We start from the raw sequence: 15,290 nt of genomic DNA on the forward strand, positions 1-15,290 counted from the left end.
CGGTTTCCTGCAAAACCCTTACTCCGGCATTTGCAGGGCAGAAGGCGAAATGATCACGCCATTGTTGTCGGCGTAGATAAATTCGCCCGGACGGAAGGTAACGCCGCCGAACGTGACCGCAACATTCAGATCACCAATGCCACGCTTGTCGGTTTTCATCGGATGGCTGGCAAGGGCCTGAATACCCAGATCAGTCTGCGCCAACACGTCAACATCACGCACACAGCCGTACACCACAATGCCTTCCCAGCCATTCTTCGCGGCCTTTTCGGCGAGCATGTCGCCCAGCAGTGCGCGGCGCATGGAGGCACCACCATCCACCACCATCACTTTTCCCTTGCCTGGCTGCTCGACCTGCTCCTTGACCAGCGAGTTGTCTTCAAAGCACTTGATGGTCACGATCTCGCCACCAAAGGAATCACGACCGCCAAAGTTGCTGAACATCGGCTCAACGACCTGAACCAGCTCAGGATAGGCGTCACACAGATCCGGGGTGATGTAATGCATGGCAAAACTCCTTGGATGGAAAAGCGCTGCTGCCGATCACTGACAGCGATACAGAATTGACGCATGCCGCCGTCAGTTCGTTCAGATTTATGTTCACACCGCAACCAGCACAATGCCGCGATACTAGCCGCAAGCTCACTCTGCGCAAATGCCTTTATCGGCCTCTAGCGCCGCACGCTCAAGCTCGGCAGCCACTTGCGGACTCTTGCGCAGCCACTGCTCGATCAGGGGCCAGACCTCGCGCTGTGCCTCTTTGCTGACGAGCATTTCAACATGGCCAAAATCGCCACTGAAACCATGCTTCTTGCCCAGACAAAGAAACTCGCTCAGCGGTGAACCGAACTGCTTCAGCAGTTTCTCGCAGGCCCAGGCCGGGTCCTGGTTATCCCCCAGCGCAGCCACTGCCATGACCGGTACACGCACATCGGCCAGCCCCGCCCACCAGTCACGCTCAGCATCGCCGAAACGACCAAACAAGCCATGCCAGCGTAGGCTTTCAACAGCCAGACCAATCGGCTCATCCTCGGGACCACGTTTGAGCCGCGAGCCGGAAATAGCCGAAAACCGCTTGAGCAGAAAACGCCCACCCCACTCCACCGGCGGAATCTTCAACGGCCAGTAAATACGACTGATCTGACTGCCAAACAGCACGCTGGAAGCGATTTTCGCCTGATCCAGATAATGTCCGCCCAGACCACCCGCAAGGATGATCCCGCCCAACGAATGACCCAACCAATGAGCCTTCTGCGGGTTCTGCTCATAGACAAAGTCGGCAATCGCCGGCAGGTCATAACGCACGTAATCGCTGACCGTGTTGCGCTGATAGTCACGGTTGCGCGGTGACAGGCCATGACCGCGCATTTCGGCAATCCACACATCGAAACCGGCGCGCGCCAGATATGGCCCCAGGCCAATGCATTTGGGTGAATACCAGAAACGCCGATTGGAAAAACTACCCGGAATCAGAATCACCGGGGCACCGCGTTCCTGCTCATGCCCAGCTCGCCCGAGGCGCGTGAGAGCCAACTCGACGCTGCCATCCGGACTGTTGCCCGGCTTGAGGCGATAAACATCTTCGCTCAGGTCACCGCGAAACTCCGCGCTGATCAAGGCGACGGGGAAAAGCTCACTGCTGCTTTGCATTTTTTCTCTGGCGTAAAAAAGGGCAGGATCAACCCGCCCTTGAATAGAGATTTTAAAGCGCTATCAGGCCGATGTTTGACCTTCGGCCAGGAAGAACCAGGTGTCGAGCACCGAATCCGGGTTCAACGACACGCTTTCGATGCCCTGCTCCATCAGCCAACGCGCCAGATCCGGGTGATCCGAAGGGCCCTGACCACAGATGCCGATGTACTTGCCCGCCTTGTTACAGGCCTGGATGGCGTTGCTCAGCAGCTTCTTCACCGCTGGGTTACGCTCATCGAACAGGTGCGCAACGATGCCCGAGTCACGGTCCAGGCCCAGGGTCAGCTGAGTCAGGTCGTTGGAACCGATGGAGAAACCGTCGAAGAACTCCAGGAATTCCTCAGCCAGAATGGCGTTGGACGGCAGCTCACACATCATGATGACCTTGAGGCCATCCTGACCGCGCGCCAGACCATTCTTCGCCAGCAGCTCAACCACTTGCGAGGCCTCGCCCAGAGTGCGCACAAACGGCACCATGATCTCGACGTTGGTCAGGCCCATCTCATTGCGCACTTTCTTCAGCGCGCGGCACTCCAGCTCGAAACAGTCGCGGAACGATTCGCTGATATAACGCGAAGCGCCACGGAAGCCGAGCATCGGGTTCTCTTCTTCCGGCTCGTAGAGCTTGCCGCCGATCAGGTTGGCGTATTCGTTGGACTTGAAGTCCGACAGACGCACGATGACCTTTTTCGGCCAGAACGCGGCGGCCAGGGTGCTGATGCCCTCAACCAGTTTCTCGACGTAGAAATTGACCGGATCGTCGTAACCGGCGATGCGCTTCTCGACGCTGTCCTTGATCTCCGGCGGCAGGCCGGCGAAGTTCAGCAGCGCTTTGGGATGCACACCGATCATGCGGTTGATGATGAACTCCAGACGCGCCAGACCCACGCCTTCGTTGGGCAGTTGCGCGAAGTCGAAGGCACGGTCCGGGTTGCCGACGTTCATCATGATCTTGAACGGCAGCTCCGGCATGGCGTCGACCGAGTTCTTGCGAATGTCGAAGCCCAGCTCGCCTTCGAAGATAAAACCGGTGTCGCCTTCGGCGCAGGAAACCGTCACACCCATGCCGTCTTTCAGCACCTGGGTGGCGTTGCCGCAACCGACGACGGCAGGAATGCCCAGTTCGCGGGCAATGATCGCCGCGTGACAGGTACGACCGCCACGGTTGGTGACGATGGCGCTGGCGCGCTTCATCACTGGCTCCCAGTCCGGATCGGTCATGTCGGAGACCAGCACGTCGCCCGGCTGGACCTTATCCATCTCGGAAACGTCGTGAATCACCCGCACCTTGCCGGCGCCGATCTTCTGCCCAATCGCGCGACCTTCAACCAGAACGGTACCGGTTTCCTTGAGCAGGTAGCGTTCCATGACATTGACGCTAGCGCGGCTTTTCACGGTTTCCGGGCGAGCCTGAACGATATACAGCTTGCCGTCATCGCCGTCTTTGGCCCACTCGATGTCCATCGGACGACCGTAGTGTTTCTCGATGATCATGGCCTGCTTGGCCAGCTCGCTGACTTCGGCATCGCTGAGGCAGAAGCGCGCACGCTCAGCGCGGTCCACATCGACAACCTTGACCGATTTACCGGCCTTGGCTTCGTCGCCGTAGATCATCTTGATGGCTTTGCTGCCCAGGTTGCGGCGCAGGATGGCCGGGCGACCGGCTTCCAGCGTCTGCTTGTGTACGTAGAACTCGTCAGGGTTGACCGCGCCCTGCACCACGGTTTCGCCGAGGCCGTAAGCGCCGGTGATAAACACCACGTCACGGAAGCCCGACTCTGTGTCCAGGGTGAACATCACGCCGGCGGTACCGGTTTCCGAACGCACCATGCGCTGCACACCTGCAGACAGGGCGACCAGTTTGTGGTCAAAGCCCTGGTGCACGCGGTAGGCAATGGCGCGGTCGTTGAACAGCGAGGCGAATACCTCTTTGGCAGCGCGAATCACGTTATCCACGCCACGAATGTTCAGGAAGGTTTCCTGCTGGCCGGCAAACGAGGCATCTGGCAGGTCTTCGGCAGTGGCGGAGGAACGCACAGCCACGGCCATGTTGTCGTTACTGCCGGCCATTTCGGCAAAGGCGATGCGGATCTGCTTGTCCAGCTCAGCCGGGAATGGCGCATCCATCACCCACTGGCGAATCTGCGCACCGGTCTTGGCCAGGGCATTGACGTCGTCTACATCGAGAGCATCAAGGGCAGCGTGAATCTGCGCATTCAGGCCACTTTGCTCAAGAAAATCGCGATAGGCCTGAGCCGTAGTGGCGAAACCACCGGGCACCGACACACCAGCACCAGCCAGGTTACTGATCATCTCGCCCAGGGAGGCGTTCTTGCCCCCTACGTGCTCAACATCGTGATTGCCGAGCTTATCGAGGGAAACTACGTACTCTACCAAGGTGATCTCTCCACTAAGGTGTTGGAAAAGCTCAAGGGGCTGGGAAAGTTCGGCGGCAAACATGCCCGCACGATTGTGGCCTGGCCCTGGAAAATAAGTAACAATGCCGGCCAGATCGGCCCTGCAAAGGCGGGCCTATGATAGCCAAGATTCGTCCTCAGCTTAAGGCCCACGGCGCAAATGAAACGAACCGCTTTCTTCATCTCCGATGGCACCGGCATTACCGCCGAAACCCTGGGCCAGAGTCTGCTGGCACAGTTTGAAACCATCAACTTCACCAAACTCACACGGCCGTACATCGACAGTGTGGAAAAAGCGCGCGCAATGGTACAACAAATCAACAGCGCCGCCGAGAAAGACGGCTCTCGCCCGATCATCTTCGACACCATCGTCAACCAGGACATCCGCGACATCCTGGCTGAATCTGAAGGTTTCATGATCGATATTTTCTCGACCTTTCTCGCCCCGCTCGAACAAGAGCTGACCTCTCACTCTTCCTACTCGGTCGGCAAGTCGCACTCCATCGGCCACAACTCCAACTACATGGAGCGCATCGAGGCGGTCAACTTCGCCCTGGACAACGACGATGGCGCACGCACCCATTACTACGACAAGGCCGACCTGATCCTGGTCGGCGTATCACGCTGCGGCAAAACCCCCACCTGCCTGTACATGGCCATGCAATACGGCATCCGCGCGGCCAATTACCCGCTGACCGAAGACGACATGGAGCGCCTGCAATTGCCAGCCGCGCTGAAGACCTACAAGGACAAGCTGTTCGGCCTGACCATCGACCCCGATCGACTCACCGCCATTCGTAACGAGCGCAAGCCCAACAGCCGTTACGCCAGCTATGCCCAGTGCGAGTTTGAAGTGCGCGAGGTGGAAAACCTGTTCCGCCGCGAGAACATCAACTTCATCAACTCCACACACTTCTCGGTGGAAGAAATCTCCGCGAAGATCCTGGTGGAAAAAGGTGTTGAGCGCCGTCTCAAGTAACCTGTACAACCCATTGAAGCGAAAAGAAAAGGCTCGAACTCTTCGAGCCTTTTCTCATTTATAAAGACTACAAAGCATCGCCCGGCACACGTACCCAGCCTTCCATCAGAATGCGCGCCGAACGCGACATGATCGCCTTGGTGACTGTCCATTGGCCATCGACCCGCTCAGCCTGCGCACCAACCCGCAAGGTGCCGGACGGGTGACCGAAACGCACCGCCTCACGCTCGCCGCCACCGGCCGCCAGATTGACCAGGGTTCCGGGAATCGCCGCTGCCGTGCCAATAGCCACCGCACAGGTGCCCATCATCGCGTGGTGCAGCTTACCCATGGACAGCGCACGCACCAGCAGGTCCACTTCGCCGGCCGCGATGGTCTTGCCGCAGGAGGCCTGGTAGTCCTTAGGCGGGCTGACAAAGGCGATCTTCGGCGTGTGCTGGCGGGATTGCGCCTCTTCGGCACTCTTGATCAGACCCATGCGCAGCGCGCCAGCCACGCGAATGGCCTCGAAACGTGCCAACTGCGCCGGATCACCATTGATCGCCTCGCGCAATTCGGTGCCCTGGTAGCCGATGTCCTCGGCATTGACGAACACAGTCGGGATACCAGCGCTGATCATGGTCGCCTTAAAGGTGCCTAGACCCGGCACTTCCAGGTCATCGACCAGGTTGCCGGTGGGGAACATCGAGCTGCCCTCCTCGCCATCGTCGGATGGATCGAGAAACTCCAGCACGATCTCGGCCGCCGGAAAGGTCACGCCATCCAGCTCGAAGTCGCCGGTTTCCTGCACCTGACCATTGCTCACCGGCACATGGGCGATGATGGTTTTCTGGATATTTGCCTGCCAGATGCGCACCACACACATGCCGTTTTCCGGGATGCGAGCAGGGTCAAGTAGACCAGCATGAATGGCAAAGGCCCCGGCACCGGTAGACAGGTTGCCGCAATTGCCGCTCCAGTCGACAAAAGCCTTGTCGATCGAGACCTGACCGTAGAGGTAGTCGACGTCATGCTCCGGCTGGCTGCTTTTCGACAAAATCACACACTTGGACGTCGAGGACGTGGCGCCGCCCATGCCGTCGATATGCGCGGCATAAGGATCGGGACTGCCGATCACCCGCATAAACAGCTTGTCGCGCGCAGCGCCCGGCACCTGGCAGCTTGGCGGCAGGTCCTGCAGGCGGAAGAACACGCCTTTGCTGGTGCCGCCACGCATATAAGTGGCGGGAATCTTGATCTGAGGTGCGTGGGGCATGGTTAAGAGCCACTCCAAATTATGTGAAGGCTGCGCATGTAGGAGGGGCTTTAGCCGCGAGCTCTTTAAAGCTAAATCGCGGCTGAAGCCCCTCCCACAACACGGTGCTTAAACTGCCACCGTCGACTCGAGGAAGTCCTGGGCGAATCGCTGCAGCACACCGCCGGCCTTGTACACATGCACTTCGGCAGCGGTATCCAGACGGCAGGTCACCGGCACCTTGACCACTTCACCGTTGCGACGATTGACCACCAGGGTCAGGTCGCAGCGCGGCGATACATCGCCCTGGATGTCATAGGTCTCAGTGCCATCGAGGCCAAGGGTCAGACGGGTGGTGCCCGGTTTGAATTCGACCGGCAGCACGCCCATGCCCACCAGGTTGGTGCGGTGGATGCGCTCGAAGCCTTCGGCGACGATCACTTCCACACCGGCCAGGCGCACGCCCTTGGCCGCCCAGTCGCGGGAGCTGCCCTGACCGTAGTCAGCACCGGCAACGATGATCAGGTTCTGCTTGCGGTTCATGTAGGTTTCGATGGCTTCCCACATGCGCATGACCTTGCCTTCCGGCTCCACACGGGCCAGCGAACCCTTCTTCACCGTACCATCAACCACGGCCATTTCGTTGACCAGCTGCGGGTTGGCGAAGGTGGCGCGCTGCGCGGTCAGATGATCCCCCCTATGAGTCGCGTAGGAGTTGAAGTCCTCTTCCGGCAAGCCCATTTTGTGCAGGTACTCACCCGCGGCCGAATCCAGCAGGATGGCGTTGGACGGCGACAGGTGGTCAGTGGTGATGTTGTCCGGCAGGATCGCCAGCGGCAGCATGCCCTTGAGCGTACGCTCGCCGGCCAGTGCGCCTTCCCAGTACGGCGGGCGACGGATGTAGGTGCTCATCGGGCGCCAGTCGTACAGCGGGCTTTCGGCCTCCTGCACGGTGCCCAGATCGAACATCGGGATGTAGATCTGCTTGAACTGTTCAGGCTTCACCGAGGCTGCAACGATGGCGTCGATCTCCTCGTCACTCGGCCACAGATCCTTCAGGGTGATCGGCTTGCCGTTCGCATCAACGCCCAGTACGTCCTGCTCGATATCGAAGCGCACAGTACCGGCAATGGCGTAGGCCACCACCAGCGGCGGCGAAGCCAGGAACGCCTGCTTGGCATAGGGATGAATGCGCCCGTCGAAGTTGCGGTTACCGGAGAGTACGGCGGTAGCGTAAAGGTCGCGATCGATGATTTCCTGCTGGATCACCGGGTCCAGCGCACCGGACATGCCGTTACAGGTGGTGCAGGCATAAGCGACGATGCCGAAGCCGAGCTGTTCCAGTTCGCTCAGCAGGCCGGCTTCTTCCAGATACAGCTTGGCGACTTTCGAACCCGGCGCGAACGAGGTCTTGACCCACGCCTTACGCACCAGGCCCAGTGCATTAGCTTTTTTCGCCAGCAGGCCGGCCGCCACCACGTTGCGCGGGTTGGACGTGTTGGTGCAGCTGGTGATGGCGGCGATGATCACCGCACCATCCGGCATCAGGCCCTCACCCTCCTCCAGCTTGCCGGCGGCCAACTTGGCCTCGTCAGCAATACCACGCTCGTGCAGCGCCGAGGTCGGCAGACGCTTGTGCGGGTTGCTCGGGCCGGCCATGTTGCGCACCACAGTCGACAGATCGAAGCTCAGCACGCGCTCATATTCGGCCGTTTCCAGAGCGCTCGCCCACAGGCCGGTGGTTTTGGCGTACTGCTCGACCAGCGCCACCTGCTCCGGCTCGCGACCAGTGAGCTTGAGGTAGTCGATGGTCTGCTGGTCGATATAGAACATCGCCGCCGTGGCGCCGTATTCCGGGCACATGTTGGAGATGGTGGCACGGTCACCAATGGACAGGCTGTCTGCGCCCTCGCCGAAAAACTCGACCCAAGCCCCAACCACCCGCTCCTTGCGCAGAAACTCGGTCAGGGCCAGGACGATATCGGTGGCGGTAATGCCAGGCTGGCGTTTGCCAGTCAGCTTGACCCCGACGATATCGGGCAGACGCATCATCGACGGCAAACCGAGCATCACGGTTTCCGCTTCCAGCCCGCCCACGCCGATAGCGATTACGCCCAGGGCATCGACGTGCGGGGTGTGCGAGTCAGTGCCGACACAGGTATCCGGGAAAGCCACGCCGCCGCGCGCCTGGATCACCGGGCTCATTTTCTCCAGGTTGATCTGGTGCATGATGCCGTTGCCGGCCGGAATCACGTCGACGTTCTTGAACGCCGTCTTGGTCCACTCGATAAAGTGGAAGCGATCCTCGTTGCGGCGCTCTTCCACCGCACGGTTCTTCTCGAACGCATCCGGATCGAAGCCGCCGAATTCGACGGCCAGGGAGTGATCGACGATCAGCTGAGTCGGCACTACCGGGTTGACCTTGGCCGGATCACCGCCCTGTTCAGCGATGGCATCGCGCAGGCCAGCCAGATCGACCAGCGCGGTCTGGCCAAGGATGTCGTGGCACACCACACGGGCCGGATACCAGGGGAAATCCAGCTCCTGCTTGCGTTCGATCAGCTGCTTGAGCGCATCGGTCAGCAGCTCTGGCTCGCAGCGGCGTACCAGCTGCTCGGCCAGCACACGCGAGGTGTACGGCAGCTTGGCGTAAGCGCCCGACGTGATGGCATCGACCGCCTCACGGGTGTCGAAGTAGTCCAGCGCGGTGCCGGCCAGCGGCTTGCGGTATTGACTGTTCATCGCGCTGCTCATTATTTGCGGTCCTTCAGCGGCACGAACTTAAGGTCCTCAGGACCGGTGTAGTTGGCGCTTGGACGGATGATCTTGCCGTCGATGCGTTGCTCGATCACATGGCTGGACCAACCGGAAGTGCGCGCAATCACGAACAGCGGCGTGAACATGGCGGTGGGCACGCCCATCATGTGGTAGCTGACGGCGCTGAACCAATCGAGGTTGGGGAACATCTTTTTGATGTCCCACATGATGGTTTCCAGGCGCTCGGCGATGTCGTACATCTTGGTGTTGGACTGCTCGAGCGACAGCTCGCGCGCCACCTCCTTGATCACCTTGTTGCGCGGGTCCGCCACGGTGTAGACCGGGTGACCGAAGCCGATCACCACTTCCTTGCGCTCGACACGGGCGCGGATGTCGGCCTCGGCTTCGTCCGGGTTGTCGTAGCGTTTCTGGATCTCGAAGGCCACTTCGTTGGCGCCACCATGTTTCGGGCCACGTAATGCGCCGATGCCACCGGCGATGCAGCTGTACATATCCGAGCCGGTACCGGCGATCACCCGCGAAGTGAAAGTCGACGCATTGAACTCGTGCTCAGCGTACAAGTTGAGCGAGGTGTGCATAGCGCGCACCCAGGACTCGCGCGGCTTCTCGCCGTGCAGCAGATGGAGGAAATGCCCGCCGATGGAATCGTCATCGGTTTCCACCTCGATGCGCTTGCCGTTGTGGCTGAAGTGGTACCAGTACAGCAGCGCGGAACCCAGCGAAGCCATCAGCTTGTCGGCGATATCACGAGCACCGGGGTGGTTGTGGTCGTCCTTTTCCGGCGACACGCAACCGAGCACCGACACAGCCGTGCGCATCACATCCATCGGGTGGGCAGATGGCGGCAGCTGCTCAAGGGATACCTTCAATGCCGCAGGCAAGCCGCGCAGGGCCTTGAGTTTGGCCTTGTAGCCGGCCAGTTCGGCGACGTTAGGCAGTTTACCGTGCACCAGTAGGTGGGCGATTTCCTCGAACTCGCAGCGGTTGGCAAAATCCAGCACGTCATAGCCACGGTAGTGCAGATCATTGCCGGTGCGCCCCACGGTGCACAGGGCGGTGTTGCCGGCAGCAGTGCCAGAGAGGGCCACGGATTTCTTCGGCTTGAAGCCTGGGGTGGTTTCCGGGGTTGCGCTCATGCTTATCTCCTCAAATCCGGTTGATGCGTTGTTATTTTTTTGCGGCAAACAGGGCGTCGAGTTTCTGCTCGAAAGCGTGGTAGCCGATGCGGTCATAGAGTTCGGCGCGGGTCTGCATCAACTCGATCACATCTTTCTGGTGGCCGTTCTGGCGAATCGAGGTGTAAACACTTTCTGCAGCCTTGTTGGCGGCGCGGAAGGCCGACAGCGGGTAGAGCTGAATGGCCACGCCAACCGAGGCCAGTTCGTCACGGCTGAACAACGGCGTGGCACCGAATTCAGTGATATTGGCCAGCACCGGCACATTCAGCGCATCAACGAAACGTTTGTAGGTCGGCAGGTCATAGGCGGCCTCGGCGAAAATACCGTCGGCACCGGCTTCCACGTAGCGCTGGCAGCGCTCGATGGCGGCATCTACGCCCTCAGCTTGAATCGCGTCAGTGCGGGCAATAAGGAAGAAATCAGGATCGGTCTTGGCATCGGCGGCAGCGCGCACGCGATCGACCATTTCCTCGCAGGAGACGATCTCCTTGCCCGGACGGTGACCACACCGCTTGGCACCCACCTGATCTTCGATATGCGCGGCGGCTGCGCCGGCCTTGATCAGGTTCTTGATGGTGCGCTCGATATTAAAAGCCGAAGGGCCAAAGCCGGTATCGATGTCGACCAGGAGCGGCAGGTCGCACACGTCGGTGATGCGGCGTACATCGGTGAGCACATCATCCAGGGTGTTGATGCCCAGATCGGGCAAACCGAGAGAACCGGCGGCCACCCCGCCACCCGACAGGTAGATGGCCTTGAAACCTGCGCGCTTGGCCAGCAAGGCGTGGTTGGCATTGATCGCACCGATTACTTGCAAGGGCGACTCAATGGCAAGCGCCTGACGGAAACGCTGGCCTGGGGAAAGCTGATTCATGACTCACCTCGTGGTTTGGCTGTCTTGGTGTGTGCGCCCGTACCGCTGGAGAAATGGCGCTCGATATTGCGTTTGGAAGCACCGATATGACGGCGCATCAACAACTCGGCCAGTTCGCCGTCTCGGTCGGCGATGGCATCGAGAATACGGTGGTGTTCGGCAAAGGCCTGACGCGGCCGATTGGGCGTCGCGGAGAACTGCAGGCGGTACATGCGCACCAGTTGATAGAGCTCGCCACAGAGCATATGGGTCAGGGTCTTGTTACCGCTGCCCTGGATGATGCGGTAATGAAAGTCGAAATCGCCTTCCTGCTGGTAGTAACCGACGCCCGCTTTGAAGGCCGCGTCCTGCTCATGCAGGTCCAGTAGCTGACGCAACTCGTCGATCTCTGCCTGGGTCATGCGCTCGGCAGCCAGGCGGCACGCCATGCCCTCCAGGGATTCGCGAATTTCATAGAGCTCGATCAGCTCGGCATGATTGAGCGACACCACCCGCGCGCCAATGTGCGGCACGCGCACCAGCAGTTTCTGCCCTTCCAGGCGATGGATCGCCTCACGCAGTGGACCACGACTGATGCCATAGGTGCGCGCCAGCTCCGGCTCGGAAATCTTGCTGCCTGGGGCAATTTCGCCCTTGACGATCGCCGCCTGGATACGCCGAAAAACCTGTTCGGAAAGCGTCTCAGAATCTTCCTGAAGCGTTTCATGCGACTCGCTGACATCCAACATATTGTCGACACTATGCTGATTTAATGTCGAAAAATTACGCCTAGAGCGCACTCATGTCAAACAAACCAACTCAACTGTCGACAATATTTGAGATTACTTTAGTCAACTAACAACGCGACCTTACTTGCACAAACGCCCATAAGCGCCTGTCCGGACTGAAAAACCCCATGTTAGAATGCCGCCCGTTTAGCGCTCGCAGAGGAATTGCAGAGTGCCTGCTAGACTCCAGAAGCAGACCTGCCGGCCACCAGGCAGGCACACGGACGCTTTCTTCTTTATAAATTCCATGCCGTCAGGACTTATGACACTAAAGCCCGCCCTCCTGCTGCTATGCCTGCTACTTGCCCCCGGCCTGAGCCTTGCCGCGGAAAAGACAGTCTATGGGCTTAATGAATATGTCCGCCTCTTCGACCTCGACCTGAAGCTGGCCGCCAAACTCGACACAGGTGCCAAGACCGCGTCGCTCAGCGCCCGCGATATCAAGCGTTTCAAGCGTGACGGGGAAACCTGGGTGCGTTTCTACCTGGCCATCGACGAAGCCCACAGCAGCCCGATCGAACGCCCTCTGGCGCGGATCAGCAAGATCAAACGACGCGCAGGCGACTATGATCCTGAGGAAGGGAAAACCTACACGGCGCGCCCAGTGATCGAAATGGATGTCTGCATGGGCAACAGCCTGCGCACAATTGAAGTGAACTTGACCGACCGCAGTGCATTCCAATACCCGTTGTTGATAGGCTCCGATGCACTCACGCGCTTTTCGGCACTGGTCGACCCGAGCCTTAAATACGCAGCAGGCAAGCCTGCTTGCACCCTTGACGCAAACCCTGGCGAGTAACTCCCATGCGCTCTCTTACCCTCCATCTGAAAGTCCTGGTCATACTCCTTGTGAGCCTGGGCGTTCTGATTACGGCTTATCAGATCTTTATCCTCGGCATCCCGATGACTGAAGATGAGACTGACGATCTTTGGAACATCGACGCCAAGGTCGAATTCCAGGCCAACCCACGCGAGCCGGTCAAACTGCAAATGTTTGTACCGCCGCTGGCCCAGGATTACGTCAGCCTCAACGAGAGCTTTATCTCCAACAACTACGGCGTGAGCATCAACCGCGCCGATGGCAACCGCAAAGTAACCTGGTCCGCCCGCCGCGCCAGCGGTAAGCAAACCCTGTACTACCGCCTGGTACTGACCAAGCGCTACAGCGGCGAACAAGCCAAGGCCAAGGGCCCGATCTTCCGTGACAGCATCCCGGTTGAAGGCGCCGAGAAAATTGCTGCCGAAGCGCTTCTGGCACCGATCCGTCAGCACTCGGCGGACGTCGAAACCTTCATCAGCGAAACCATCAAGCGCGTCAACAACAGCAATGACGACAACGTCAAACTGCTGCTGGGCGGCGATGCTTCCACGCCAAACAAAGCCAAGGTCATCGAGTTGCTGCTGTCCATCGCCCACGTGCCGATGGAACGCGTACACACCATTCGCCTGGCAGCCGACATCCAGCAGAACCCGGAACTGTGGCTGCGCAGCTTCAACGGCGAAAAATGGCTGTACTTCAACCCGGAAAGCGGCGAGCAAGGCATGCCAGTTGATCGCCTGGTGTGGTGGATCGGCGATGACAGCCTGGTCACCCTGGAAGGTGGCAAGCAGGCACAGGTCAGTTTCAGCCTGAACAACAGCGAGATGAACGCCATCCGCCTGGCCAAGCTGACCGATGAGAACACCGACGCTGACTTCCTCGAATACAGCTTGTACGGCCTGCCGCTGCAAACTCAGCAGACTTTCATGATCATGGTGATGATCCCGATTGGCGTGCTGGTGATTCTGATCCTGCGTAACCTCGGCGGCCTGCAGACCCTGGGTACCTTCACCCCAGTCCTGATCGCCCTGGCCTTCCGCGAAACCCAGCTGGGCTTCGGTATCGTGCTGTTTACCGTGATTACCGCGTTGGGCCTGTCACTGCGTTCCTACCTCGAACACCTGAAGCTACAGATGCTGCCGCGCTTGTCGGTGGTACTGACGTTCGTGGTGGTGCTGATTGCCGTGATCAGCCTGTTCAGTCACAAACTCGGTTTGGAGCGTGGCCTGTCGGTCGCGCTGTTCCCGATGGTGATTCTGACCATGACCATCGAACGCCTGTCGATCACCTGGGAAGAGCGTGGCGGCGGCCATGCCTTCAAGGTCGCCATCGGCACCCTGTTCGCTGCCACCCTGGCGCACCTGCTGATGAGCGTGCCGGAACTGAACTACTTCGTATTCACCTTCCCGGCCGTTCTGATGATTCTGGTGGGCTTTATGCTGGCGATGGGTCGCTACCGCGGCTACCGCCTGACCGAACTGTTCCGCTTCAAAGCCTTCCTCAAGGACTAATGCCATGTTCGGTCTGATCAAGACGTGGAAAGCCCTCGAGGCCAAAGGCATCATGGGCATCAACCGGCGTAACGCGGACTACGTGCTGAAGTACAACAAACGGCACCTGTACCCGATTGTCGATGACAAGATCATCACCAAGATGCGCGCCATCGAAGCGGGTATCGATGTGCCGGAGATGTACGGCATCATCGACACAGAAAAAGGCATCGATAACCTGCGCACGATCATTGGCGATCGCCCGGACTTCGTGGTCAAGCCGGCGCAGGGCGCTGGCGGTGACGGCATTCTGGTGATCGCCGACCGTTTTGAGGACAAGTACAAGACCGTTTCGGGCAAGATCATCAGCCACGAGGAGATCGAGCATCAGATTTCCAGCATCCTCACCGGCCTCTACTCCCTCGGCGGCCACCGAGATCGTGCACTGATCGAATACCGCGTCACTCCGGACCAGATCTTCAAAAGCATCAGCTATGAAGGCGTGCCGGATATTCGCATCATCGTGCTGATGGGCTATCCAGTCATGGCCATGCTGCGTTTGCCGACCCGCCAGTCCGGCGGCAAGGCCAACCTGCACCAGGGCGCCATCGGCGTGGGTGTGGACCTGGCCACCGGCGTGACCCTGCGCGGCACCTGGCTGAACAACAAGATCAGCAAACACCCGGACACCACCAACGCGGTGGACGGCGTGCAACTGCCGAACTGGGATGGTTTCATGAAGCTCGCCGCAGGCTGCTACGAGCTGTGTGGCTTGGGCTATATCGGTGTGGACATGGTGCTGGACCAGGACAAAGGCCCGTTGATTCTCGAGCTCAACGCACGCCCTGGCCTGAATATCCAGATCGCCAACGACTGCGGCCTGACCCATCGCGCCCATGCTGTCGAAGCCCGCCTGGCCGAGTTGGCCAAGAAAGGCATCGTGGAAACTGCCGAGGAACGCGTGCGCTTCTCGCAAGAGCTGTTCGGCCACGTTTCAATCGCCCAGATATAGAATCTGACGCGCAATAAAAAGCCCGGGATCATCCGGGCTTTTTATTGGC

Annotated in this window: 12 protein-coding genes; 4 read left to right on the plus strand and 8 right to left on the minus strand. The window is 59.5% G+C overall.

The genetic code is table 11. From position 1 onward, the window contains the following. Positions 1–18: 18 nt before the first annotated feature. The 3 genes from rraA to ppsA all read right to left on the minus strand — a co-directional run bounded on the left by rraA (position 19) and on the right by ppsA (position 4,089). On the minus strand, positions 19–507 hold the full coding sequence (gene rraA / locus ACOCLD_RS14110) for a ribonuclease E activity regulator RraA (protein ID WP_108488143.1): 489 nt from the start codon (positions 505–507) through the stop codon (positions 19–21). A gap of 135 nt (positions 508–642) precedes the next feature. Then, the gene (locus ACOCLD_RS14115) at positions 643–1,650 is read right to left on the minus strand and encodes an alpha/beta fold hydrolase (protein WP_422909613.1); all 1,008 of its coding nucleotides are present in this window, start codon (positions 1,648–1,650) and stop codon (positions 643–645) included. Between the two features lie 63 nt (positions 1,651–1,713). Next, positions 1,714–4,089 (minus strand): phosphoenolpyruvate synthase, encoded by a 2,376-nt coding sequence (gene ppsA, locus ACOCLD_RS14120; protein WP_422909614.1) that lies wholly within the window; start codon positions 4,087–4,089, stop codon positions 1,714–1,716. 180 nt (positions 4,090–4,269) lie between these two features. Here ppsA and ppsR point away from each other — a divergent pair, with 180 nt between their 5' ends. Then, positions 4,270–5,088 (plus strand): posphoenolpyruvate synthetase regulatory kinase/phosphorylase PpsR, encoded by an 819-nt coding sequence (gene ppsR / locus ACOCLD_RS14125; RefSeq protein ID WP_233685130.1) that lies wholly within the window; start codon positions 4,270–4,272, stop codon positions 5,086–5,088. A 67-nt stretch (positions 5,089–5,155) separates the two neighbouring features. Here ppsR and prpF read toward each other — a convergent pair whose 3' ends face one another. The 5 genes from prpF to ACOCLD_RS14150 all read right to left on the minus strand — a co-directional run bounded on the left by prpF (position 5,156) and on the right by ACOCLD_RS14150 (position 11,880). After that, a complete protein-coding gene (prpF, locus tag ACOCLD_RS14130; protein ID WP_422909615.1) occupies positions 5,156–6,343 on the minus strand; it encodes a 2-methylaconitate cis-trans isomerase PrpF in 1,188 nt (395 codons plus the stop codon). A gap of 108 nt (positions 6,344–6,451) precedes the next feature. Next, complete coding sequence (gene acnD / locus ACOCLD_RS14135; protein ID WP_422911814.1) at positions 6,452–9,064, minus strand: Fe/S-dependent 2-methylisocitrate dehydratase AcnD; 2,613 nt, start codon at positions 9,062–9,064, stop codon at positions 6,452–6,454. An 11-nt stretch (positions 9,065–9,075) separates the two neighbouring features. After that, positions 9,076–10,236: a bifunctional 2-methylcitrate synthase/citrate synthase gene (gene prpC, locus ACOCLD_RS14140; RefSeq protein WP_090386799.1), complete on the minus strand. Its 1,161-nt coding sequence runs from the start codon at positions 10,234–10,236 to the stop codon at positions 9,076–9,078. 31 nt (positions 10,237–10,267) lie between these two features. Next, complete coding sequence (gene prpB / locus ACOCLD_RS14145; protein WP_392539738.1) at positions 10,268–11,152, minus strand: methylisocitrate lyase; 885 nt, start codon at positions 11,150–11,152, stop codon at positions 10,268–10,270. Continuing rightward, entirely contained in the window at positions 11,149–11,880 is a 732-nt protein-coding gene (locus ACOCLD_RS14150) for a GntR family transcriptional regulator (protein WP_422909616.1), read from the minus strand. Before ACOCLD_RS14150 ends, prpB begins: the two co-directional genes overlap by 4 nt. A 301-nt stretch (positions 11,881–12,181) precedes the next feature. Here ACOCLD_RS14150 and ACOCLD_RS14155 point away from each other — a divergent pair, with 301 nt between their 5' ends. From ACOCLD_RS14155 to ACOCLD_RS14165, 3 genes are read left to right on the plus strand one after another with little or no spacing between them, the layout of a single operon-like run. Continuing rightward, positions 12,182–12,718 carry an ATP-dependent zinc protease gene (locus ACOCLD_RS14155; protein ID WP_392539736.1) on the plus strand — a complete coding sequence of 179 codons (537 nt, stop codon included), beginning with the start codon at positions 12,182–12,184 and terminating at the stop codon, positions 12,716–12,718. A 5-nt stretch (positions 12,719–12,723) separates the two neighbouring features. Then, the gene (locus ACOCLD_RS14160; RefSeq protein WP_422909617.1) at positions 12,724–14,250 is read left to right on the plus strand and encodes an inactive transglutaminase family protein; all 1,527 of its coding nucleotides are present in this window, start codon (positions 12,724–12,726) and stop codon (positions 14,248–14,250) included. Between the two features lie 4 nt (positions 14,251–14,254). Continuing rightward, positions 14,255–15,241 (plus strand): alpha-L-glutamate ligase-like protein, encoded by a 987-nt coding sequence (locus tag ACOCLD_RS14165; RefSeq protein WP_233685136.1) that lies wholly within the window; start codon positions 14,255–14,257, stop codon positions 15,239–15,241. Positions 15,242–15,290: the final 49 nt, after the last annotated feature.

It is taken from the genome of Pseudomonas cimarronensis (assembly GCF_049331905.1).
Classification (GTDB): domain Bacteria; phylum Pseudomonadota; class Gammaproteobacteria; order Pseudomonadales; family Pseudomonadaceae; genus Aquipseudomonas.